The organism is Kitasatospora sp. SC0581, assembly GCF_048159585.1.
Taxonomy (GTDB): Bacteria; Actinomycetota; Actinomycetes; order Streptomycetales; family Streptomycetaceae; genus Kitasatospora.
The window spans coordinates 94,967-115,972 of sequence record NZ_JBLRWA010000004.1; the positions used below are offsets into that span (position 1 = coordinate 94,967).

General features: G+C 74.8%; 19 protein-coding genes. 12 read left to right on the forward strand and 7 right to left on the reverse strand.

The genetic code is table 11. The annotated features are described in order from the left end of the window. Window positions 1-28: 28 nt before the first annotated feature. Window positions 29-1,129 (forward strand): TolB family protein, encoded by a 1,101-nt coding sequence (locus ACLWS4_RS09660; RefSeq protein ID WP_416873798.1) that lies wholly within the window; start codon window positions 29-31, stop codon window positions 1,127-1,129. Here ACLWS4_RS09660 and ACLWS4_RS09665 read toward each other — a convergent pair. Then, window positions 1,126-3,369 carry a hypothetical protein gene (locus tag ACLWS4_RS09665; RefSeq protein WP_416873799.1) on the reverse strand — a complete coding sequence of 748 codons (2,244 nt, stop codon included), beginning with the start codon at window positions 3,367-3,369 and terminating at the stop codon, window positions 1,126-1,128. The two genes, ACLWS4_RS09660 and ACLWS4_RS09665, sit on opposite strands and share 4 nt — an antisense overlap. Before the next feature lie 379 nt (window positions 3,370-3,748). On the opposite strand from ACLWS4_RS09665, the gene ACLWS4_RS09670 reads away from it, so the two are divergent. Continuing rightward, window positions 3,749-4,336 carry a TerD family protein gene (locus tag ACLWS4_RS09670; protein WP_049656177.1) on the forward strand — a complete coding sequence of 196 codons (588 nt, stop codon included), beginning with the start codon at window positions 3,749-3,751 and terminating at the stop codon, window positions 4,334-4,336. Window positions 4,337-4,577: 241 nt separating this feature from the next. Here ACLWS4_RS09670 and ACLWS4_RS09675 read toward each other — a convergent pair whose 3' ends face one another. Beyond that, window positions 4,578-5,981 carry a lytic transglycosylase domain-containing protein gene (locus ACLWS4_RS09675; RefSeq protein ID WP_416873800.1) on the reverse strand — a complete coding sequence of 468 codons (1,404 nt, stop codon included), beginning with the start codon at window positions 5,979-5,981 and terminating at the stop codon, window positions 4,578-4,580. Between the two features lie 547 nt (window positions 5,982-6,528). Here ACLWS4_RS09675 and ACLWS4_RS09680 point away from each other — a divergent pair. Together ACLWS4_RS09680 and ACLWS4_RS09685 are read left to right on the forward strand one after the other, a co-directional pair. Further along, a complete protein-coding gene (locus tag ACLWS4_RS09680) occupies window positions 6,529-6,939 on the forward strand; it encodes a hypothetical protein (RefSeq protein ID WP_143204668.1) in 411 nt (136 codons plus the stop codon). Window positions 6,940-6,957: 18 nt separating this feature from the next. Next, a complete protein-coding gene (locus ACLWS4_RS09685) occupies window positions 6,958-7,266 on the forward strand; it encodes a hypothetical protein (protein WP_416873801.1) in 309 nt (102 codons plus the stop codon). A gap of 13 nt (window positions 7,267-7,279) precedes the next feature. On the opposite strand, the gene ACLWS4_RS09690 is transcribed toward ACLWS4_RS09685, so the two are convergent. From ACLWS4_RS09690 to ACLWS4_RS09700, 3 genes are all read right to left on the reverse strand, one after another. Further along, window positions 7,280-8,899, reverse strand: coding sequence for an alpha/beta hydrolase (locus tag ACLWS4_RS09690; protein WP_416873802.1), 1,620 nt, complete (start codon window positions 8,897-8,899; stop codon window positions 7,280-7,282). A 130-nt stretch (window positions 8,900-9,029) separates the two neighbouring features. Further along, window positions 9,030-9,671: an NAD(P)-dependent oxidoreductase gene (locus ACLWS4_RS09695; protein ID WP_416873803.1), complete on the reverse strand. Its 642-nt coding sequence runs from the start codon at window positions 9,669-9,671 to the stop codon at window positions 9,030-9,032. A gap of 50 nt (window positions 9,672-9,721) precedes the next feature. Then, window positions 9,722-10,645, reverse strand: coding sequence for an EamA family transporter (locus tag ACLWS4_RS09700; RefSeq protein ID WP_117492972.1), 924 nt, complete (start codon window positions 10,643-10,645; stop codon window positions 9,722-9,724). 111 nt (window positions 10,646-10,756) lie between these two features. Here ACLWS4_RS09700 and ACLWS4_RS09705 point away from each other — a divergent pair, with 111 nt between their 5' ends. After that, window positions 10,757-11,254 (forward strand): MarR family winged helix-turn-helix transcriptional regulator, encoded by a 498-nt coding sequence (locus tag ACLWS4_RS09705; protein ID WP_074004989.1) that lies wholly within the window; start codon window positions 10,757-10,759, stop codon window positions 11,252-11,254. Window positions 11,255-11,344: 90 nt separating this feature from the next. Here the strand turns inward: ACLWS4_RS09705 and ACLWS4_RS09710 are convergent, their stop codons facing one another. Further along, window positions 11,345-12,211 (reverse strand): methyltransferase domain-containing protein, encoded by an 867-nt coding sequence (locus ACLWS4_RS09710; protein ID WP_416873804.1) that lies wholly within the window; start codon window positions 12,209-12,211, stop codon window positions 11,345-11,347. A gap of 29 nt (window positions 12,212-12,240) precedes the next feature. On the opposite strand from ACLWS4_RS09710, the gene ACLWS4_RS09715 reads away from it, so the two are divergent. The 5 genes from ACLWS4_RS09715 to ACLWS4_RS09735 all read left to right on the forward strand — a co-directional run bounded on the left by ACLWS4_RS09715 (window position 12,241) and on the right by ACLWS4_RS09735 (window position 16,635). After that, entirely contained in the window at window positions 12,241-13,764 is a 1,524-nt protein-coding gene (locus ACLWS4_RS09715; protein ID WP_416873805.1) for a PLP-dependent aminotransferase family protein, read from the forward strand. A 96-nt stretch (window positions 13,765-13,860) separates the two neighbouring features. Then, window positions 13,861-15,036, forward strand: a complete 1,176-nt coding sequence (locus tag ACLWS4_RS09720) for a glycoside hydrolase family 3 N-terminal domain-containing protein (protein ID WP_380777478.1) — start codon at window positions 13,861-13,863, stop codon at window positions 15,034-15,036. A gap of 304 nt (window positions 15,037-15,340) precedes the next feature. Next, the gene (locus ACLWS4_RS09725) at window positions 15,341-15,808 is read left to right on the forward strand and encodes a hypothetical protein (protein WP_049656770.1); all 468 of its coding nucleotides are present in this window, start codon (window positions 15,341-15,343) and stop codon (window positions 15,806-15,808) included. Between the two features lie 250 nt (window positions 15,809-16,058). Continuing rightward, window positions 16,059-16,400: an ArsR/SmtB family transcription factor gene (locus ACLWS4_RS09730; protein ID WP_049656769.1), complete on the forward strand. Its 342-nt coding sequence runs from the start codon at window positions 16,059-16,061 to the stop codon at window positions 16,398-16,400. 43 nt (window positions 16,401-16,443) lie between these two features. Continuing rightward, complete coding sequence (locus ACLWS4_RS09735) at window positions 16,444-16,635, forward strand: DUF6126 family protein (RefSeq protein WP_049656767.1); 192 nt, start codon at window positions 16,444-16,446, stop codon at window positions 16,633-16,635. A 19-nt stretch (window positions 16,636-16,654) separates the two neighbouring features. Here ACLWS4_RS09735 and ACLWS4_RS09740 read toward each other — a convergent pair whose 3' ends face one another. Beyond that, window positions 16,655-19,147, reverse strand: coding sequence for a cytochrome P450 (locus ACLWS4_RS09740; RefSeq protein ID WP_416873806.1), 2,493 nt, complete (start codon window positions 19,145-19,147; stop codon window positions 16,655-16,657). A gap of 341 nt (window positions 19,148-19,488) precedes the next feature. On the opposite strand from ACLWS4_RS09740, the gene ACLWS4_RS09745 reads away from it, so the two are divergent. Together ACLWS4_RS09745 and ACLWS4_RS09750 are read left to right on the forward strand one after the other, a co-directional pair. Beyond that, a complete protein-coding gene (locus ACLWS4_RS09745) occupies window positions 19,489-20,253 on the forward strand; it encodes a sigma 54 modulation/S30EA ribosomal C-terminal domain-containing protein (protein WP_181970906.1) in 765 nt (254 codons plus the stop codon). Between the two features lie 52 nt (window positions 20,254-20,305). Next, window positions 20,306-20,767: a hypothetical protein gene (locus ACLWS4_RS09750; RefSeq protein WP_117492977.1), complete on the forward strand. Its 462-nt coding sequence runs from the start codon at window positions 20,306-20,308 to the stop codon at window positions 20,765-20,767. Window positions 20,768-21,006 lie beyond the last annotated feature (239 nt).

A 21,006-nucleotide genomic window follows, 5' to 3' on the forward strand; every position in this document is an offset into this window, starting at 1 on the left:
TGACGACTCGTCAACTAGCTTGTGGGGCATGAGGACTCGCATGCTCCCGGCGGTCTTGGCTGCCGTCGTGCTCCTGGCCGGCTGCGGCAGCTCGGGCTCCGGTTCCGAGGAGGAGCCGGCGCCCGGACCGACGGGTGCGCCGTCGGCCGGCGGGTCGTCGACCGGCGCGGCCCCGACCGGCGCGGCCCCGAGCGGCACCTCCCCGAGTGGGGCCGAGCGCCGCGCCGACGGTGCCCGGCTGCTCTACCGCGCCGGGGGCGGCCACAGCGCGCAGAACCCGGCGTTCGCCCCGGACGGCCGCTCGGTGCTGCTGACCGAGTTCAGCGGGGGCTACAACAAGGGCGCCGCCGCCCTCGGCATCCTGCCCCTGGACGGTGGCGCGCCGCGCACGGTGTTGGAGGATCCCGACAAGGCGGCCGTCAACCTCCCCGGCAGCAGCTGGAACGCCGCCGCCGACGCCTTCGCCTTCGCCACCGACCGGGAGTCCGGGCACGACGAGGTCTGGCTGATGAAGCCGGGCGGCGCCCCCGAGCGGGTGACCAGCCATGCCGACGGCAGCGGTTACAGCGAACCGAGCTTCTCCCCGGACGGCGAGTGGATCGTCTTCCAGCAGAGCTGGGAGCCGGAGCACGCCGCGGTGCACGGCGACGCGGCCGAGCAGGACTCGCTCTGGAAGGTCCGCCGCGGCGGCGGCGCGCCCGTCCTGCTGGTGGACGGCCGGGGCACCGGATCCGACAACCGGCAGCCGAACTGGTCCCCGAAGGGCGACCGGATCGTCTTCCAGCGGCGGAGCGCGGGCCGCGAGGACTGGTCGCTGTGGACGGTGGACGCGGACGGCGGCGGACTGCGGCGGGTCACCGACGCGCCGGGCGAGCACACCGACCCGAGCTGGTCCCCGGACGGCCGCTTCCTGGTCTTCTCCTCCAACCTCGGCGACCTGCCGAACGCCCAGGTCTTCGTGGTGGACGCGGGCGGCGGCACTCCCGTCCGGGTGACCCGCGACGACACCGCCTACGACGGCGCGCCGAGCTGGTCCCCGGACGGGCAGTGGATCGCCTTCGAGTCCGCCCCGGGCGGCGAGGCCAACCCCGCCGCCCTCTGGCGCATCCAGGCCCCTGGAAACGGCTAGCCGACGGTGATCGTCACCACCGAGTACTGGGCGACGGTCAGCGGCACGCTGACCGTCGCGCCGGTGACGGTGTACGGGACGGCCTTGGGCGCCGGGTCGGTGCCGTCCGGGCTCGCGACGGTGACGGCGGTGACGCCCGCCCCGGCCGGGAGGGCGTAGGAGAGCGTGCAGTTGGCGGGTGCGCTGCGGAACGCCGCCGGGGTGTCGCCGAAGTTGGTGAAGTTCACCAGGTGGACGACGGTGTCGGCGCCGAGCCGCCGGGCGTCCAGGAAGATCCGGCGGTCCCCGGCGAGGGTGACCGCCGGCGGGGCGGCCTGCTGGACGGCGGTGAGCAGCTGGTCCGCCGAGGCCTGGTCGGTCTTGGTGAGGTAGCTCAGCCCGGGCAGTGCCTTGACGTACCAACAGCTTCCGCTGCCGTAGGAGTTCCGCTTGCCGGTGGGAAGCGGGTCGGCCTTGCGCAGGCCGAGCACGTCGGAGAGCGCGAACTCGGTGCGCTGGCCGCCGAGTTCGTCCAGCGCGGTGGGTGCCGGGCCGGTGATCACGATGGTTCCGCCGGCCGAGACGAAGCCGCGCAGCAGCGCCGCCTCGGTGTCCGAGACCGCCTGGAGGTTGGGCAGCAGCAGCACCTTGAACCGGGCCAGGTCGTCGGCGGTCAGGCCGGGGCTGGACACCGTGTCGAACGGGACGTGGGCGTAGACCAGCGCCTTGACGGTTCCCCGGAACTCGCCGAGCCAGGGGAGCGAGGCGCAGCTCATCTGCGGGTCGTCGCCGCCCCACCAGTCGGCGATCCCGGCCGGGGCCTTGGCGTTGACGTACATCCCGTTGCCCTCGCCCGGGGCCACGTAGTCCCGGGACGGCGCCGAGTGGTAGACGCCGACCTGCGCGATCGAGGCCGGGTCGTAGAGCTTCGTCTGGTTGGTGCGCACGAAGCGGTACATCCGGGTGCGCATCGCGGCGTCCACGGTGTCGTTCTTGAACGGGGTCTTCACCTCGTACGGGTTGCAGCCGGCCGCGATCAGCTGGGACATCACCAGCGAGGCGTCGTCGGCCTGCCAGCCGTAGGAGAACGCCCAGGCCGGCTTGGTGCCGCTGGCGGCGCGGGCGTACTTGTACATGGAGATCAGGCAGACCCAGTCGGAGGCGGTGGCGTGCCGCATGCCGTCGTAGTTGCCGAGGATGTCCACCTCCCAGACCTGGCTGACCGCGCCGGGGGCCTGGCGCAGGTAGCCGCCGTCCAGGCCGATCGAGGTGGCGTAGCGGTAGTCCATCGACACGGTCTCGACGAAGGTGACCAGGTCGGGGTTGACCGAGCGGCCCGCGTCGGCGATGTCCAGCTGGAACTGGAGCAGGTTGCGGTGGCGCCACTCGACGTAGCGGCGGAAGACCGGGTCGGCGAAGTTCGCGGCCGTGGGCAGGGCGAGGCCGGTGTCGGCCTTGAACGCGGCGGCGCCCCAGGTGGAGGCGTCGCACCAGGACTGCACGCCGTCGAAGTAGATCGGGACGTCCGGCCAGATGCCGTCCACGCCGGTCGCGGCCACGCCCTTGATCCGCTTGAGGTAGTAGTCCCGCCAGGGCGAGTTGGGGCTGAGCCAGACGCTCTCGTCGCCCGGGTCGACCCAGACCACCACGCTGCCGTAGAACACGTTGGGCTTGCCGGCGAGGTCGCGCTGGACCCAGTTCTTGCCCTGGTCGTTCTTGTAGAAGGAGCGGCCCTTCTCACCGCCGGGGGAGATCAGCTCCAGCGACGGGTAGTACATGACGACCTTGAGGCCGGCGGCGTGGGCCAGACCGGTGAACTGCTTCACCTCGGCCATGTGCGCGGCGAACTGGGCGTCGGTGAGCCAGTCGGAGAGCAGGGTGTCCAGCTCGATGACGCTGACCTCCTGCGCCTTGAGGGCGTCCACGGCGCTCTGCATGTCGGCGGGCTCGTTGAAGGTGCCGTCGGCGATGCGGGCGTAGCGGGCCCAGTCCGGCCAGGTCTGCGCGGCGGTCCCGGGGGCGGCGGCCAGGTGGGAGGTGGGCCACTGGCCCTGGTACTCCGAGTTTCCGTAGTCCTTGGCCGCGGCCGGTGCGGGCGGCGGCCCGGCGGCCCAGGCGGCGCCGCCGTTCAGCAGCCGGACGGTGGCCAGCGCGCCGCCGGCGCCGAGGCCGGCCCGGAGCAGTCTGCGGCGGCCGAGGCGGGATCCCCCCGGGCGTTCCGGGGTGGTGTGCTGTTCGGTTCCTTCGTGCTGCTCGGGCATGGTGGTCCCCCCAGCGTGAGCGGGCCGGCGCGGGTCGGCCTGGCCCGGGAACGGTCGTGAGCACTGCGAGTGGTGAACACGGTGGGTCGTGGGCACGGTGGGTCGTGGCGTACGGCGATCGGTGCGCGGACGGCGCGCCGTGGTTGCCGGCGGCGGTCCCGGGGCCGACCCTAGACCGTGCGCCGCCCCGGTCGTCCGGTCGCGGTCCACGGCTACGCCAGACGTCTGACCGCCGGTTCCCTCAGTGTGCGGACCGTTGTCGGGGTGAGGTCCGGGGGAGTTCGGGGTAGGGGTGCTCGCAGGGCGCCGTCGATGATCATAAATTCTCTACAGTGCTGTAGATTCGCGGCACGGGCGGTGGCAGAACGAGGAGGACGCGATGAGCGTTTCGCTGGCCAAGGGACAGAAGATCAGCCTGGAGAAGCCGGGCGGTGGACAACTGAGCCTGGTCCGGATGGGCCTCGGCTGGAAGGCGGCGGAGCGCAAGGGCTTCTTCGCCAAGCTGCTCGCCGCCGGCCGGGAGATCGACCTGGACGCCTCGGCGGTGCTGTTCGCCCAGGGGCGTCCGGTGGACGTGGTGTTCTTCCAGCACCTCAACAGCAACGACGGCTCGGTCCGGCACAGCGGGGACAACCTGGTCGGCGGCGCGGGCGACGCGACCGACGACGAGTCGATCACGGTCGACCTGACCGCCGTCTCCGCCGAGGTCGACCAGATCGTCTTCACCGTCAACTCCTTCACCGGGCAGACCTTCCAGGAGGTCGAGGCGGCCTTCTGCCGGCTGGTGGACGAGACCACCGGCGTCGAGCTGGCCCGCTACACGCTCACCGCCGGCGGCCCGTACACCGCCCAGGTCATGGCCAAGGTGCAGCGCACGGCCACGGGTTGGCAGATGACCGCGATCGGCCAGCCCGCCAGCGGGCGGACCTTCCAGGACCTGATGCCGGAGCTGGTCAAGCACCTCTGATTCGCTGCGGCGGGTGCCCGGCGCTGCCGGCGTCAGTGGACGTCGCGGCGCCGGAGCCCGGCCGGGGCCGTTGCGCGCGGGGAGGAATCCGTTGATCGGGGCGGGCCGTGGTTCGGCGAACGCTGGCCGTCGCCCGGCGCTTCCGGGTGGTCGGGGCGGACAACGGCGCGGCCGTGAGGCAGTGACCGGCAGCGCCGGTTGAGCGGGGCGCGGTTCCTCAGGAGGAACCGCGCCCCTTTGCTCACTTCGTCGGGGCGGCCGACGGCGAGAAGGCGGCGCTGGGAGTGGTGCTGGGCGCGCCGCTCGGGGTGTCCGTCGCGGTCGGGGTGGGGGTGGGGCAGCCCGGGAGGGGCGTCGCCGTCGGGGTGCCGGTGGGCGTGGCGGCCGGGGACGGGGAGCCCGTCGGGGTGGGCGTGCCGGTGGGGGTGGCCGTCGGGTCCGGGCAGCTGGTGGGCGTGCCGGTCGGGGTGCCCGTGGGCGTACCGGTCGGAGTGGTGGTGGGCGTGCCGGTCGGCGTCGCCGTCGGGGAGGCGCCGCCGCTCGGGGTGGTCGTCGGCGTCGCCGACGGCGAGGTCGAACCGCCGGGCGTGGGCGTGGCGGTGGCGCTCGGGGTCGTCGTCGGCTGGGGGCTCGGCGACTGGTCCGGCGTCGGCGTGACCGGTGCGGGCGGCTGCGGCTCCGTGCTGGGCGTGCCGCCGGTGCCCGTGCCCGAACCGCCGGTGGGCAGGCCCGGGAGGTACGGCGAGGGCAGCGGGGCGGGCGGCACCGGGGAGCCCGGACGGTTCGGGACGGTGGTCACCGTGCCGCTGCCGTAGTGCGCCATCCAGTTGCGCACCGTCCGCAGGTACTCGCCGGAGTTGTTGTAGCTGAGTATCGCCCGGTCGAGCTGCGCCGGGTCGGCGAGGTCGCGTCCGCCCGCGCACAGGTAGCGGCCGGCGCTCTCGGCGGCGTCGAAGATGTTGTTCGGGTCGGCCTTGCCGTCGCCGTTGGCGTCCACGCCCCAGGAGGCCCAGGTGGAGGGGATGAACTGCATCGGCCCGACGGCGCGGTCCCAGCGGGCGTCGCCGTCGTAGCGGCCGCCGTCGCTGTCGGGTATCGCGGCGAAGCCGTTGCCGTCCAGGGCCGGGCCGAGGATCGGCGTCAGCGTCGTGCCGGCGGCGTCCACCTGGCCGCCGTTGGCCTGGCCGGACTCGACCTGGCCGATCGCGGCGAGCAGCTGCCACGGCAGGTGGCAGCCCGGCGAGCGCTGCGCCAGCGAGGCCTCGGCCTGCCGGTAGGCGGCGAGCACGGTGGCGGGCAGCGCGGGGCCGGTGGCCGCGAACGGGCCGGCCGAGGGCAGGCCGGGCAGGGTGCCGGGAGGCTGCGGGAGCTGGACGGTGCCGCCGCCGTCGGCCGGCACGCCGGTGCCGAAGGTGCCGGGGAGGTCCGTCGAGGGGCCGCCGCCGGGCAGGTAGCGGCCGGCGCCCTGATCGGCGGCGCCGTTCGCCGGACCGGCGTCGGCGACCGCGGCCGGGGCGAGCCCGATGCCCGTCACCTGAGAGCCGGTCAGCGCGGCCAGCGCGGCGAAGGCCGCCGCCGTCCCCGTGACCCGCTTGCCTATCCGGACCTTCCGCCCGTCCTTGGCCTTGCCGATCCGCACCGTCATCCGCTACCCCTCCCCGTTGCCGTCCGGACCCTTCCGGAACGGTTGAGCTGTCGTCATCGTGCCCGTCCAGCCGAGGACCGGGCCCGCCGCCGCCACGATTAGTATCACGACGATCTGACAGGGACAGGGTGACCGGGAGGCGGACCGGAGCCCTCCGAGGGGTTAACTCGGCACCTCAGCGGGGGTGCGGCCGGGCGCCGTGCCGTCCGGCCGCCTGTGCCGCCTACCGCCTCCCGACCGCGAACCGGCGGCAACTCCCGTTCCGGTACGGAGAGTTGACTGTGAGGCCAACACCGGTGGGACGGGCGCTCCCGGGCGCCGGACCGGCGGTTCGGGGCACGGGGGTGGTGCGTCCGCGGCGTTTCGGGCCCCCCGGCGCCGCCCGCTGCCGCCCCTGCTGACCTGCTGGAACGTCGGAGGGCGTCCGTGGCGCCACTACCAGGAAGGACGTCGGGACGCCAGGGCGCGACCCCGACTCGGCCCTGGACGGGTGACGTTCTGGTGAAAATGGGCATGCCAGGAATGACTGCCCGGCATGCTGTGCCGCGTGATGATGCGGATGGAGGTCCAGACCGTGAGCCCGAACCTGCCGGAGACCCTCGCCGAGGGGACGGTCGTCCTGCCGGCTCCCCCTCGGGTGGTGGACGACCTGGCCCGTGACCTGACCCAGGCCGCCGCGGCCGTCCGGGCGGTGTCGCGCACCCGCCGCTCCGGTGGGGACGTCGCGGTCGCCGCGTACACCGCCGTGGTGTGCACCGGGCGGTCCCCCGCCGGCGTCCTGGAGGAGGCCGCCGCCTGGTGCCGGCAGGCCCCCGAGGCCGAGGTGCACTCGCTGGCCTGGGCGCGGGTGCCGGGACACCGCGAGGACGTCCACGAGTACCGCGTCACCATGGCCGTCAGCTTCCCCGACGACGAGACCGGCGAGCACGTCGGGGACACCCACCACGCCTACCGCTGACGCCGTATCATCGCCCTCATGACCGAGGGGGGTACGAACGAGATGACGAAGGACCCGACCGCCGACCCGGACGGCACGGCCGCGGGGGAGCGCACCGACGGCCCGCGGGAGCTCTCACGGGCCGCCGCCGTCGTGGTCACCCTGCTCGCGGCGCTGTCCGGCGCCGCGGTCCTGCTGGCGGTGTTCCACTGGCTGGGGTGGGGCGTCCCGTGGGTCGGCTGGATCGTCGCCAAGGCCGGGATCAAGCTCGCCGTCGGAGGCTTCGCCGGGCTGGCCGTCGGCTTCGCCTGGCTCCGGGGCAGACTGCGGGCGCGGCCCCGGAACTGACCGGCGGCCGGTCTCAACCGGCCTGCGGGGAGGGGCAGGTGAGGTCGCGCCCCGGTGCGGTGCCGTCCAGCAGGTAGCGCTCGACCACCGCGCTGACGCAGGTGTTGGACGTGGGGTACTGGCCGTGGTCGCCGCTCCCGGTGACGGTGACCAGCCTGGAGCCGCGCAGCGCGCGGTGGGCGCCGAGCGCCGCCTCGTAGTAGGTCGCCGGATCGTGCACCGAGTTGAGCATCAGCGTGGTCGGCAGGTGGGCGCCGGTCACCGTGACCTTGGGCGCCGGGGCGACCGGCCAGGCGGCGCAGACCGCGCTGAAGGCGAGCGTCCGGGCCCCGGCCAGCGGCCAGCGGGCGGTGTTCTCGGCGCCGCGCTCGATCCAGCTGCCCAGGTCCCTGGTCCACGGGGTGTCGTTGCAGGTCACCGCGAAGTACTCGGCGAGGAACTCCGGGCTGAGGTAGCTGTTGAAGGCCTTCGCGGCCGCCGCCCTGGTCGCCGGAGCGGCGCCCTGCCAGTCGTCGACGGTGGCCAGGATCCCGGCCAGGTCGGGGAAGTTGGCCGCCCGGTAGATCGCCGACATGGTGAGGCTGTCCAGCTGGTTCGGGCCGATCGTCACCGGGCCCTCGACGATGGGGGAGTCGTGCAGCGCGGCCCGCCGCTGCTCCCAGTGCGCCCGCACCTGCTCCGGCGTGGCACCCCAGTGGTAGGTGGCGTCCCGGGCCGCGAGCCAGGGCACGAAGTCCTCGTCGAAGCGGCGCTGGAAGCTCATCGGCTGGCCCAGCTCGAACGTCTCCCAGGTGCCGTCGAAGCCGATGTTGCTGTCCAGCACCATCCGTTCGACCCGGTGCGGGAAGAGCGTCCCGTAGTAGGCGCCGATCATGGAGGCGTAGGACGGGCCGTAGTAGCTGAGCCTGCGCTCGCCGAGCAGGCCGCGGAACAGGTCGATGTCGTGGGCCGTCTGCTCGGTGGTCAGGTAGGGGAGGAGGTCCCCGCTGCGCTCCTGGCAACCGGCGGCCAGCTTCTTCGAGTTGGCGATGACCCGGTCGATCGCGGCGGGGGACTGGTCGCGGTAGTCGCCGGCCAGGAACTCCTGGAACTCCTCCGGGGTCTGGCAGACCGCCTTGGTGCTCTCGCCGACCCCGCGCTGGTCGAAGCCGACGACGTCGTACGCGGCGCCGAGCGCGGGGGCGGCGCCGGCCAGCCCGGCCGGGCGCAGCAGGCCGGAGCCGCCGGGGCCGCCGGCCGCCATCAGCAGGGTGCCCTTGCGCTTGGCCGGGTCGGTGGCGCGGTGCCGGGAGACGGCGATGGTCAGGTCGGCCCCGACGCCGGGGTGGTGCCAGTCGCGCGGGGCGGTCATGGCGGCGCAGTCCAGCGCGGGCTGCTGGGCGCAGGGCTGCCAGTTCAGGCTCTGGTGGGTGTACCGGGCGGGCGCCGGGTCGGCGTCGCCCGGGTCACGCCCGGTGGCGGCCCCCGCGGTGGCGGGCGCCGCCAGGCCGGCCAGCACGGCGGCGGCGACGGCCAGCACGGCACGGCGGCTGCGCCGGGCGCGCCGCGGGGCGGTCTCGGCGGGCCGGCTCCCGGCCTTGCTCCGGGTCTGGTTCTGGTTCTGGGCCGGGGTCTTGGTCACGGTCTCGGTCACAGGAACGATCATGTCCGGCCCCGGCCTGACGATCGATCACCCCCACTGCCGTCTTCGGGGTGGTGCTGAGTACACCCCCGCCGGGGCGGGGGTGCCAGGGCCTCGGGTGGTCAGGTGGATGGGCAGGTGGTCAGTAGGCGGCGGTGAAGCGGGACCGGTGGTGGGCGGGCCGCTCGGTCTCGTCGAGGAGTGCGACGGCGAGGTCCTCCATGGAGATCGCCGAGGTGCCGTCGGCGTCGACCAGCAGCTCGTCGCGGCCGGTCCGGAACCGGCCGGTGCGCACGCCGGGCTCCAGCAGCGCGGCCGGGCTCAGGTACGTCCAGTCGGTGTCCGGGTCGGCGGCGCGGTAGAGGTCGAGCTGCTCGCCGCAGGCCAGGGCGATGGGCCGGATCGCGTCGGGGAAGACGGGGCTTTCGACCAGGGTGGTCCCGCCGCCGCCCGGGACGAGCAGGCTGCCCGCGCCGCCGACGGCCAGCAGCCGCACGCCGGTGCCGGCGATCCCGGCGAGCAGGCCCTTGGTGGCGATGGCCAGCTCGTGCTCGCTGCCAGGCATCGGACGGGTGGCGGTGACCACCACGTCCTGTCCGGCCGTGATCCGGGCGACGTCCTCGGGCGTCCGGGCGTCGCCGACGACCAGGGTGACGGCGGACGGCAGGTCGTGCGGCTTCGCCGGGTCCCGTACGACGGCGGTGACGTGGTGGCCGCGGGACAGGGCCTCGGCCACGACCCGGCGGCCGACGTTGCCGGTGGCGCCGAACACGGTGATGCGCATGGGGTACTCCCTGGAGGTGGTGGGAAAGGGGTGGGAAGGGTGGGGCGGGGTCAGGCGTTCTCGCGGACGGGCCGCGGGGCGGCCGTCGGCCCGGCTCCGGGTGCGGACTCCGGTGCGGTGCGCGGCCGTTGGATCTGGGCGGCGAGCAGCGAGCCGAGCACGACCAGGGCGCCGAGCGCCTGGAGCGGGCTGAGGTCCTGGCCGAGCGCCAGCCAGCCGAGCAGGGTGGCGACGACCGGGCTGAGCAGGGCGAGGAAGGAGACCGAGGTCGGCGGCAGCGCGCGGAGCCCGCGGAACCAGAGCACGTAGGTGACGGCCGCGCCGATCAGGCAGAGGTAGGTGTAGCCGAGCACGTTGGCGAGGCTGTAGTGGGACGGTGGGGCGCCCTCGGTGAGGAGCGTGACCGGCACCAGCAGCAGTCCGCCGGCGGTGAGCTGCCAGCCGGTGGTGGCGAGCATCGGCGCGGGGGAGGCCCAGCGCTTGGAGAGGACGATGCCGGCGGCCATCACCACGGCACCGCCGAGCGCGGCGACCACCCCGACCGCGTCCAGCTCGGCGTCGGCCCGCAGTACCAGCAGGCTGACGCCGGCGACGCCCGCGATCCCGGCCAGCACGGTGCGCAGGGTGAGCCGGTCGCCGAGGACCAGGGCCGAGAGCCCGGCGGTGACCAGGGGTTGGACGGCGCCGACGGTGGCGGCGATGCCGCCGGGCAGACGGTAGGCGGCGATGAAGAGCAGCGCCTGGAACACCCCGATGTTCAGCGCGCCGAGGATCAGCGAGCGCCACCACCAACTGCCCTGCGGCAGGCGGCGGGTGAGGGCGATCAGGAGGAGTCCGGCGGGCAGGCAGCGGATGACGGCGGCGAGCAGCGGGCGCCCGGGCGGCAGGAGTTCGGTGGTGACCAGGTAGGTCGTGCCCCAGACCGCCGGGGCGAGGGCCGTCACCAGGACGAGGGCGAGGCGATTTCTTAGCACTAAGGCAATGTATCTCAGTGCTAAGGCATTCTTCATCGCATCGAGTGAGTGACGTGGCTCACAGTTACCTCAGCGCTAAGGAATATGGTCGGGATCGCCTACCCTGAACCCGTGGCAGATCATGTGGACCGCGTCGTCGCGCAGTGGGGCACCGAGCGCCCCGACCTGGACGTCTCCCCGATGGAGGTGTTCGGCCGACTCAAACGCCTCTACCGGCTGGTGGACACGGCGCTCAACCGCACCTTCGCCGAGCACGGGCTGGACGCCGCCTCCTTCGACGTCCTCGCCACCCTCAGGCGCAGCGGCCCGCCCTACCGCCTCACCCCCACCGGCCTGATGCGGTCCGCGATGGTCACCTCCGGCGCCATCACCCAGCGGCTGGACCGGCTGGAGGCCCGCGGACTGGTCACCCGCGCCCGCAGCGACCAGGACGGCCGCAGCCGCGAGGTCGCCCTCACCCCCGAGGGCCGGGACCTGATCGACCGCGCGCTGCCCGACCACCTCGCCACCGAGTACCGCATGCTGGCGGGCCTCGACGAGGCGCAGCGGACGGCGCTCGTCGAGGCGATGCGCACCCTGCTGGCGGACCTCGGGGACAGCCCGGAGTAGTGCCCGGCTCCCAGGCGGGCCCCGCGGGCGCGATCGTGACCCCCGCCCGCGGGGCCCGCTCCGGCAGGAGCAGGTCCCGGCGGGCCCGCGCTACGGCCGGACTGCCACCGCCTTGAAGAAGGTGTAGTGGAACGTCCCGCCCGGCTCGGCCGCGCGGCGCAGCTCCGCGATGCCCCGGTCGAAGGCCTCCGGGGTGCTCAGTCCGGCCTCCAGCGCCTCCGCCCGGACGGCCTCGACCATCGCGACGAAGGTCCGGCGGGTGAAGCCCTCCACCAGGGCGGGCCGGGCGTCGTCGGCGTAGACCGTGCGCGGGCGGACCGTCACCCGCGCGAAGCCGGCCTCCGTCAGCAGCGGGTGGAGGCGGCGGCCGAGCAGGCCGTCGCCGCCCGCCCGGGCCTGCAGCCGGACCAGGTGGTCGACGGTGCGGCGGGCCGCCGGGGTCTCCGGGTGGAAGAGTGCCGAGCCGTGGTCGCCCTCGATCACGGTGATCGTCCCGCCCGGCCGCAGCACCCGGCGCAGCGCCGCCAGCCCGGCGGCGGGGGCGGCCAGGTGTTCCAGCACGAAGCAGAGGAAGACGTGGTCGAAGGAGCCGTCCGGGAACGGCAGTCGGTGGAGGTCGCCGTGGTGCCAGGTGACGTCCGCGGCGGGTGCCTGCGCGGCCACTCGGGAGCGGGCCTGGGCCAGCGAGTCCGCCGAGAGGTCGGCCGCCGTCAGCCGCACGCCGGGGCTGGCGGCCAGCAGGTGCACGGTCTGCGCCCCCACCCCGCAACCGGCCTCCAGCACCCGGCTGCCCGCGGGGTAGGCCGTGCCGGCGTGCAGCAGTTCGGCGAGGGTGTCGGCCTGGTCGCCGAGGCGCCGGGCCTCGGTCTCCGAGTAGCCGTGGACGTAGTCGGGGCCGTGGTCGAGCCCGTGCTCCGGCGCCGCCGCGTTCGCGGGCGCCGTCGTTTCCGTGGTCATGGCCCCACCCTCGCCGCCACTATGGTCCGGTGAACAGGTCCAAAGCCGAGGCATCCGACCGGTCCAAAGAGGCCGGCGCCGACTTCCTCCAGCTCGACACCGCCGAGGCCCCGCCCGGCGGCCTCACCGACTGGCTCGCCCGCCGGCTGCGCGAGGCCGTCGCCGACGGGCGGCTCCCGGTCGGGGCCCGGCTGCCCGCCGGCCGGGTGCTGGCGGCCGAACTCGGCGTCTCCCGCGGGGTGGTGACCGACGCCTACCGGCGCCTCGCCGAGGAGGGGCAGATCGCGGGCCGCGGGCGGGGCGGCACGGTCGTGGTCGCGGCCACCGCCGTACCGGTCACGGCCGCCGTCGTACCGGGGGAGGTGCCCGCGGCGCGGCCGCCCCGCCAGGCGCCCGCGCTGTTCCGGGACGACCCCGACCCCGAGGTCTTCGAGCGGCTGCGCGGCGCCCCCGCCAGGATCGACCTCACCCCCGGCGTGCCCGACCTCGCGGCCTTCCCCCGCGCCGCCTGGCTGCGCGCCGAACGGGCCGTCCTCGACGGCCTCGCCGCGTCCGACCTCGGCTACGGCGACGTGCGCGGCACCCCGGTCCTGCGCCGGGCCGTCGCCCACTGGCTGGCCCGCAACCGGGGCATCCGCGCCGACCCCGACGAGGTGCTGATCGTCGCCGGTACGGCCCAGGCGCTCGCCCTGCTCGGCCGCGCGCTCGGGCGGGCGGGCATCGACGAGGTCGCGGTGGAGGACCCGGGCTCGGTCGGCGTCCGGCAGCACCTCGCCCACTGGCTCGCCGCCACCCCGCCCGTCCCGGTCGACGCCGAGGGCGTCCGGGTCGACGCGCTGCGCGCCACCGGCGCCCCGGCCGTCCTGCTCACCCCCGCCCACCAGTTCCCGACCGGTGTCGTGCTCGGCGGCGAACGGCGCCGCGAACTGCTGCGCTGGGCGGCGGAGGGCGGCCTGGTCATCGAGGACGACTACGACGCCGAGCACCGCTACGACCGTCCGCCCGTCCCGGCCCTGCGGGCGGTCCTGCCGGATCGGGTCTGCTACGCGGGCAGCGTCTCCAAGCTGCTCGCCCCCGCGTTGCGCACCGGCTGGCTGCTGGTCCCGGACCGGCTGCGGGACGCCGTCCTGGAGGCCAAGCGGTTCGCCGACCTCGGGAACCCGGTGCTGCCCCAGCTGGTCCTCGCCCGGCTGATGGAGTCCGGCGACCTCGACCGGCACCTGCGGGTGCTGCGCCGCCGCCACCGCCGCCGCCGGGACGCGATGATCGACGCCATCCGCACCCACCTGCCGGGGGCCACGGTGCACGGCGCGGCGGCCGGCCTCCACCTGATGCTGACGCTCCCGGAGGGATGCGGCCGTACCGATACGGGGTTGGCCGCCGCCGCCCTGGCCGAGGGGGTCAAGGTGCAGCCGCTGTCCTGGCACGCCCGGCTGCCGCACTCGCCCGGCCTGGTCCTCGGCTACGCGGCGGGCTCGGTGTCCGAGATCGCCGAGGGCGTGGCCGTCCTGGGCCGGCTGGTCGGCGGGGCGGCCTCACCTCGCGGAGATTGAGTCGGATTATCGGATGAATACGGTGTATGGGGGAATGCCGCGCCGCACCCCTGGGTACGTTGACATGCCGAAGTCACCTGTCGACCGGGAGGCGTGATGGCCCTGTTCCGAAGTGTCGCCCAGTTCGGGGTGGTGCTGGCCGTCATGGGCGCCGCGCTCGGGCCGGTGCCGCTCGGCTCGCCCGCCCCGCCGCGCGGTGCCCCGAGCGCTCCGGGCGTCCCGGGTGCACCGGACGAGAGGACCGCGGCGATGGCCGGCCTGGAGCAGGAGGACTCCCGGGTGCTCGCCGGGCGGCGGGTCGTGCTGTCGTACCCGGGCCCGATACCGTCGGCCACGACGCTCCAGGCGATCCGGGAGGGCCGGGCCGCCGGGGTGATCCTGTTCGGTGAGAACATCACCAGTCCGGAGCAACTCGCGCAGGCTATAGGCGAGTTGAAGCAGGCCGCCGCCGAGGCGCCGCATCCGCGCCCGCTGCTGCTGATGACCGACCAGGAGGGCGGCAAGGTCCGCCGACTGCCCGGTGCGCCCGAACTCTCCGCCCGCCGCGTCGGGTTGGCGGCGAACCCGGTCGCCGCGGCGGCGGAGTCCGGGGCCGGCGCCGCCCGGACCCTCACCGACGCCGGGCTGAACCTCAACCTCGCCCCGGTGCTCGACGTCTACGACACGCCGGACAACTTCATCGACCACTCCGAGCGCTCCTTCGGCCAGGACCCGGCCAAGGTGGCGGAGTTGGGCAGCGCCTTCCTCACCGCCCAGCAGGGCCTCGGCGTGGCCGCGACCGCCAAGCACTTCCCCGGTCTCGGCGCCGCGCCCCGGGGCGCGAACACCGACGAGAGCCCGGTCACCCTGAACGTCCCGCTGTCGCAGCTCCGCGCCCGCGGCGAGGCCCCGTACCGGGCGGCCATCGCGGCGGGCGTGCGCCTGGTGATGGCCTCCTGGGCGGTCTACCCGGCGCTGGACCCGGACCACCCGGCCGGGTTCTCGCACGCGATCATCCAGGGCGAGCTGCGCGGCCGGCTCGGCTTCGACGGCGTGACCGTCACCGACGCCATGGAGGCCGCCGCGCTCGCCCCGTACGGCGGCCCCGGTGACCGCGCGCTGGCCGCCGCCGCGGCCGGGATGGACCTGATGCTCTGCTCCGGGCGCGACCCCCGGCAGGGCGAGGAGGCCACCGAGGCGCTGGCCGCCGCCCTGGACGACGGCCGCCTGGACCGGCACGCCTTCAGCGAGGCGGTGGCCCGGGTCGACGCCCTGCGCGGCTCGCTGGGCTGAGTCGGCGGCGGCGGTTCGGCGGCGGCTTCGGCAGCGGCTTCGAAGGCGGCTCCGGGGGCGTTCGGAGACGGTTCACCCGGGCTCCACGCGGGCGTCCCCTGGACGGGGGCGCCCGTTCGACTGTCCAGCGCTGATTGCGCCATCGAAGGTTCAGTTTCGGTCGACACCTGACTTCCGAGGGTAAATCCGCCTCATGGCCGAGGAATCGCATGTCAAAGTTTCTGTCGTGGGCCTATGAAATGTCATATGTACCACGTCACCTGTTCCCAGTCCGTCCTCATACCCTCCGAAGGAGGAGGCACCGATGAACCGCATGAGTCGCGCCACCTGGATCGCCGCCGGCGCCGTCACCCTGCTCGCCGCCCCCGTCCCGGCCATCGCCGCGACCCCGGCCGCCGCCACCACCACCGCCACCGTCACCACCTGCGGCTACTCCAGCCTGCAGGCCGGCCTGGCCACCTACGCCTGCGCCGACGTGACGGGTGACAGCGTCGCGGTCTACGGGAAGATCGGCCTGGCCGGCCCGCCGTCCCCGGGCACCCCGTGGCCGCCGGCGCCGAAGGAGCTGGTGACCCACCTGTCGGCCAACGTGACCGGCGGGGCCTCGCTCGGCACCGTGAACGGCCGCACCGTGTTCCAGGTCTCCACCGTGCGGGTCGACGGCATCTCCAGCACGGTGCCGTGCGGGTCCACCGTGCACGTCTCCTTCGACGTCGAGGGCTTCTGGAGCGGGCAGGTCCCGGCCACGGTCGATGTGCCTGTAGTCTGCTGACGGCTCATCACCATGACTGCCGAGCCCGGGAGTTGGCAGCATCCCGGGCTCGGCTTTCGCATGCCCCGACCCGATCGCGACCGCCCGGCGGAGCGCCCGGTCGGGGCCTTCCGGATTCCGGCGCACCCCGGCGACGCGCGGTGACGACTTGAAGAAATCTTCATCTGTCGCGATGATGCCTACCGGCCGCGGCGGAGATCCCCGCCCGGCCGGACGACCATCCAGCCGGACCCGAGGGAGAGCGCGGACGATGCCGGTGCCGCTGTACCAGGCCAAGGCGGAGTTCTTCCGCACCCTCGGCCACCCCGTACGGATCCGGGTCCTGGAACTGCTCCAGGACGGCCCCCGGCCGGTGCGCGAGCTGCTGGCGGAGATCGAGGTCGAGCCGTCCAACCTCTCCCAGCAGCTCGCGGTGCTGCGCCGCACCCAGCTGGTCACGGCGACCCGTGAGGGCAACACCGTGGTGTACGCGCTCAGCACCCCGGACGTCGCCGAACTGCTGCGCGCGGCCCGCCGGATCCTGACCGAGCTGATCACCGACCAGGGCGCGCTGCTCACCGAGCTGCGCGCCCCCGGCGGTCGGCCCCGCTGAGCCGCGCCCGGCCCGTCCGCCCGATCCGAGGAGAAGCACCACCATGAGCGCCAGCACGAGCGACGACAGCGTGAGCGAGGGCAGTACCAGCGGGAGCGGTACGGGCGGGGACGGTACGAGCGAGGAGAAGCGGCGCCGCAAGGCGATGCTGATCCGCGCGGGCATCTACATCTTCGCCACCCACCTGTTCGCCGGTTTCGTGCTGCTGCTGTTCGCGCTCGGCGGCCGGAAGTAGCGCTCCCGGACCGGGCCGCTCACTGGCGCGCCTCCCGGTCCCGCACGCGGTAGCGGTGGCTGGTGCTGGTCCAGGCCTGCACGCCGGCGACCAGCTCCCGGGTGCCGTCCAGGTACCAGCGCCCGGCCGGGTGGCGGCGCAGCAGGTCGCGGCGCAGCTCCTCGCTCTCCTGCTGCAGCTGCGCCACCCGGGTGCGCACCGCGTGGACCGCCCGGTCGCGGGTGCAGCCGTGGGCCCGCTCGAGGGTGAGCACGGTGTTGAACGCCGTCCCGCCCTGCCGCTCCTCGCGCTTCAGCGAGTAGAGGTCGTTGATCAGCGTGGCGGCGTCGGCGGTGTTGGCGCGCAGCTGGTGCAGCGCGGGTTCCGCGTGCAGCGCGGCCGGGGCGTCGGTGCCGTGGACCCGTTCCATTATGTTCATGAACGGGTAGAGGCAACTGCCGTGCCGGCGCAGCCACATGGTGTCCGTCAGGTCGAGGCCGAGGGCGGGCACGGTGCCGTTGGCGCGGTGGTCGGCCTCGGCGGGGAAGGTGGCCAGGCAGGCCCGCCATTCCCGGGCCGCCCGGGCGCGCCACTCGGGGGACATCGAGGCGGTCTGGCGCTCCCACAACTCCCTCCAGGAGAGCAGTAGTCGACTTTCGGAAGGGCTCCCGCCGCGGGCGCCGTCGAGGACCGCGATCAGCGGGTCGACCACGGCGCGGGCCTGGACGGGGTGGCGGCCGGGCGGGCCGTCGAACCGGTCGTCCAGGATGGTGAACCAGCCCAGCATGTCCACCAGGAGGTCGAGTTCGGTGCCCCGGGCGCGGGGATAGGCGTAGCCGATCAGCTCGTGCAGCGCGTACCCCCGGTAGCGGGGCAGCTCCGCCGGGGTGAGCAGGCCGCGGCGGACCGCCCAGTCGGCGTGCCGGTCGGCGGAGAGGAGCAGGTCGGCACGCGACCGGAGGTCCGCCGGGGCGGCCGGGTCGGCGGGGGCGGTCGCACGGCTGGCGCCGGTGAACGGGCACCGGCCGGACGGCGGCTCACCGGGGGAGGAGGGCACTGTGTCCCCCGGTGAGGAGCCGGTATCACCCTCGCGGGAGGCCGCGGTGGAGCTCCTGCGTGGGGAGCGCGCGCCGCGCGGCGCGAGCCGCACCCGCAGGCCGTGCGCCTGGACCGTCGTCCACACCACCTCGCGGGCCCGGGCACCCGGCACCGCCACCGGCCGCCAGCGCCGCAGGATCGCCGCGGCCGCGACGGTCAGCTCCGCCCAGGCGAAGGCCTCGCCGATGCACTTGTGCTTGCCCGCACCGAACGGCAGGAAGGACGGCCGTCCGGTGCCGCCGGCGTCCTGCCAGCGCTCGGGCCGGAAGCTCAGGGGCTCGGGGTAGCGCAGCGGGTCGCGGTGCAGCGCGGTGAGGCTGTACAGCAGTTCGGTGCCGGCCGGGACGCGGTACGGGCCCAGATCGACCGGAACCCGGGCGGTGCGCATCAGGAAGGCGTTCGGCGCGTGCAGCCGCACCACCTCCTGGGTGACGCTGCGGGTGTACGTGAGCCGGGCCAGCGCCTCGAGGGTGGGGACGGTGCCCGCGGGCAGGTGCTCGTCCAGCTCGGCGAGGATCCGGGCCTCCACCTCGGGGTGGCGCAGCAGCTCGTCCAGCAGCCAGGTGAGCGTGGTGGAGACGGTCTCGGTGCCCGCGCCGAACATGGCGATCGCCTCGGACCGCACGTCGGCCTCGGTGAGCGGGCACCCGCTGGCCGGGTCGGTCGCGGCGCGCAGCAGGGCGGGCAGGGTGCGGCGGCCCTCCTCGGCGCCCGCGGCGCGGCCGTTGACGGCCTGGTCGACCACCCGGTTGAGCACCCGGACGGCGTCGTCGAAGCGCCGGTTGACGGGCAGCGGCAGCCGGGCGAGCGCCGGGCTCGGGTAGAGGGACTGGACGATCTGGCCCTTCACCAGGTCCGGCAGCGCCCGGTGGAAGGCGACGGTGGCGTCCTCGCTGAGCCGGGCGTCGAACAGCGTGCGGGTGACGATCTCCAGCGCCAGGTGGTTCATCTCCTTGGCCACGTCGAGGACCTGCCCGGGGCGCCAGCGTCCGGCCCGCTCCTCGGTGACCTGCTGCATCACGGCCAGGTACTCGCCCATCCGGTCCGGGCCGAAGGCCGGCTGGATGATCCGGCGGCGGTCCCGGTGGGCCTGGCCCTCGGACATCAGCAGGCCGTCGCCGAAGGCCGTCTTGAGGGTGTCCTGGACGGCGCCGCGCGGGCAGTCGTGGGCCAGCGCGACGAGCAGGGTGTGGACCAGCCGGGCGTCGGTGACCACGCAGACGGTGCGCGGGCCGAGGCGGATGCGGACCACCCCGCCGTGGCGGGAGAGCGAACCGAGGAAGCGGAGCGGGTCGCGCAGCAGGGCACCGGCGTGCCCCAGGCCGGGCAGGGCGCCGGGGGCCAGCGGCGGGACGGCGGCGCGGGCCAGCGGGGACGGGCCGGGTGCGGTTCTCGGGGGGACGATCAGCTTCCGCGTCTCGGTCAGCAGGGACATGACACTACCTCTCACCAGAGGGGCCGGTGCGGGCGATGCCGGGTGGCAGCGGCGGGCCGGCCGGGAGCCGGGGGTCCGCCCAGCGCGGGCCCCGCGCGCGCCCCCGGCGGGAGGGCGCACGTTGAACAAACGCGCCGGTTTCCCGAGCGTTGCGCCGAATGTGCGGGGATCACTCCAACGGCCGAGTGGATCGACCCTTTCGTGCGTGCTCGAAACCCGGTGTTGACCTGCGCCGATGCGGCCCTCCGGGCGGTCGGCGGCTCGCCCGCGGGGCAGGGTCTTTGGACCCTCGCCGCACGGGCGTACGAGGGACAGCATGGATGCGAAGAAGGAGGAACCTGATGACCCGTCTGCGCCACCGGCCGGCCCTCGACGTCCGGGTGGAGATCCGCGGTGAGCTGCCCCGCGAGGAGGCCGAGTACGCCCGGGCCCGGGCACTGGCCACCGCCGCGGCGCTCGGCCCCGACACCCACGCGCTGCGACTGCGGCTGACCCGCTCGCGAAACCGCTCGGTGACCCGGCCCGCGCTGGCCCAGGCGGACGTCGAGCTGGCGGGCGTCGGTCCGGTCCGGGTGCAGCTGGCCACCGGCACCGCGCGGGAGTCCGTCGACCTGGTGCTCGGCACACTGGCCGGCCGGGCCGTCCGGCTGCGCGAGCAGGGCGACATCGGCTTCGCCGTCGCGTACGAGAGCGCCTACCGCCCGCAGTTCGCCGACCGTCCGCTCGCCCAGCGGCGGATCGCCCGGCACAAGGCGGTCGTGCTCGCCCGCCGCGGCCCCGAACAGGCCGTGCTCGAACTGCTCGCCCTCGACCGGCGGTTCCACCTCTTCGCGGACGCCGCGACCGGACGGGACGGCCTGGTGCACCGCTGCACGCCGGGCGGCACGGTGGAACTGTGCGCCGCGGGCACCAGCGCGATGCCCCCGCTCGACCTCGCCGAGGCGGCCCGCCGGCTCTGGCTCACCGGCCGCCCGTTCGTCGGCTGGACCGACCCCGGCGACCACCGGGCCCGGGTGCTCTACCGCCGCTTCGACGGCCACTACGGCCTGATAGCGCCGGTATCGGAGGGCCGGATCGGGGCAGGAACCCTGTCGGCACAGGACTGACACCACGACCCGACGACCACACCACCAACTCTCCACGACAGGGGCCGGGACCATGGACTGCGACGAGGTCATGCTGACCGTCCGGATCACCGCCGCCGAGCGCGCGCTGCTGCGCGACCTCGCGCGCGGGCACGGCGGCGACGTCTCCGACGTGGCGGTGGACGGGTTGCTGGAGGTCATCCCCGCGCTGCACGACGACGCCTGCGTCCTGCCGCTGCTACGCGTTCTGGCCAGACCGGCGCCGTTCGCGCTCACGCTCTGGCTGCCCGCGGCGGTCGCGGACCTGCTGCCGCTGCTCGGCGAGCGGCTGGTGCGGACCGGCGGCCCCGCGGCCGGGCCGGCCAGCGCCGCGCTCTCGGCGGCCCTGCGGCTCTGGCTCGGCGGGGACCGGGTCGTCCTGGCGGCCGGGCTGGCCCGGCTGCACGGGGGCTGCGGCACCGGCGCGACGGCGGCGGTACGGCCCTGGGCGGGTGCGGCGGCCTTCGGTGCGGAGCCGGTGAAGGCCGCGGCCTGACCGTCCGGCGATGTGACGGTACGTCGGATCTGACGGTGCGTCGCAGCCTGGCTGGCAATGGCATGTCCGGGGCGGAAAATCCGCTGGTCAGAGCACTGGTCAGCACCTGCCGACGGGTCTAGCATTCCGTCACGGCCGACGGAGTCGCACGCCCCGGGACTCCGGCCGGGTGGCCGCCACCACCTCCTGCCGGGGAGCGCCCGCCCCCCTGCTCGCGCTCCCCGGCTCCGCCCCCCTGC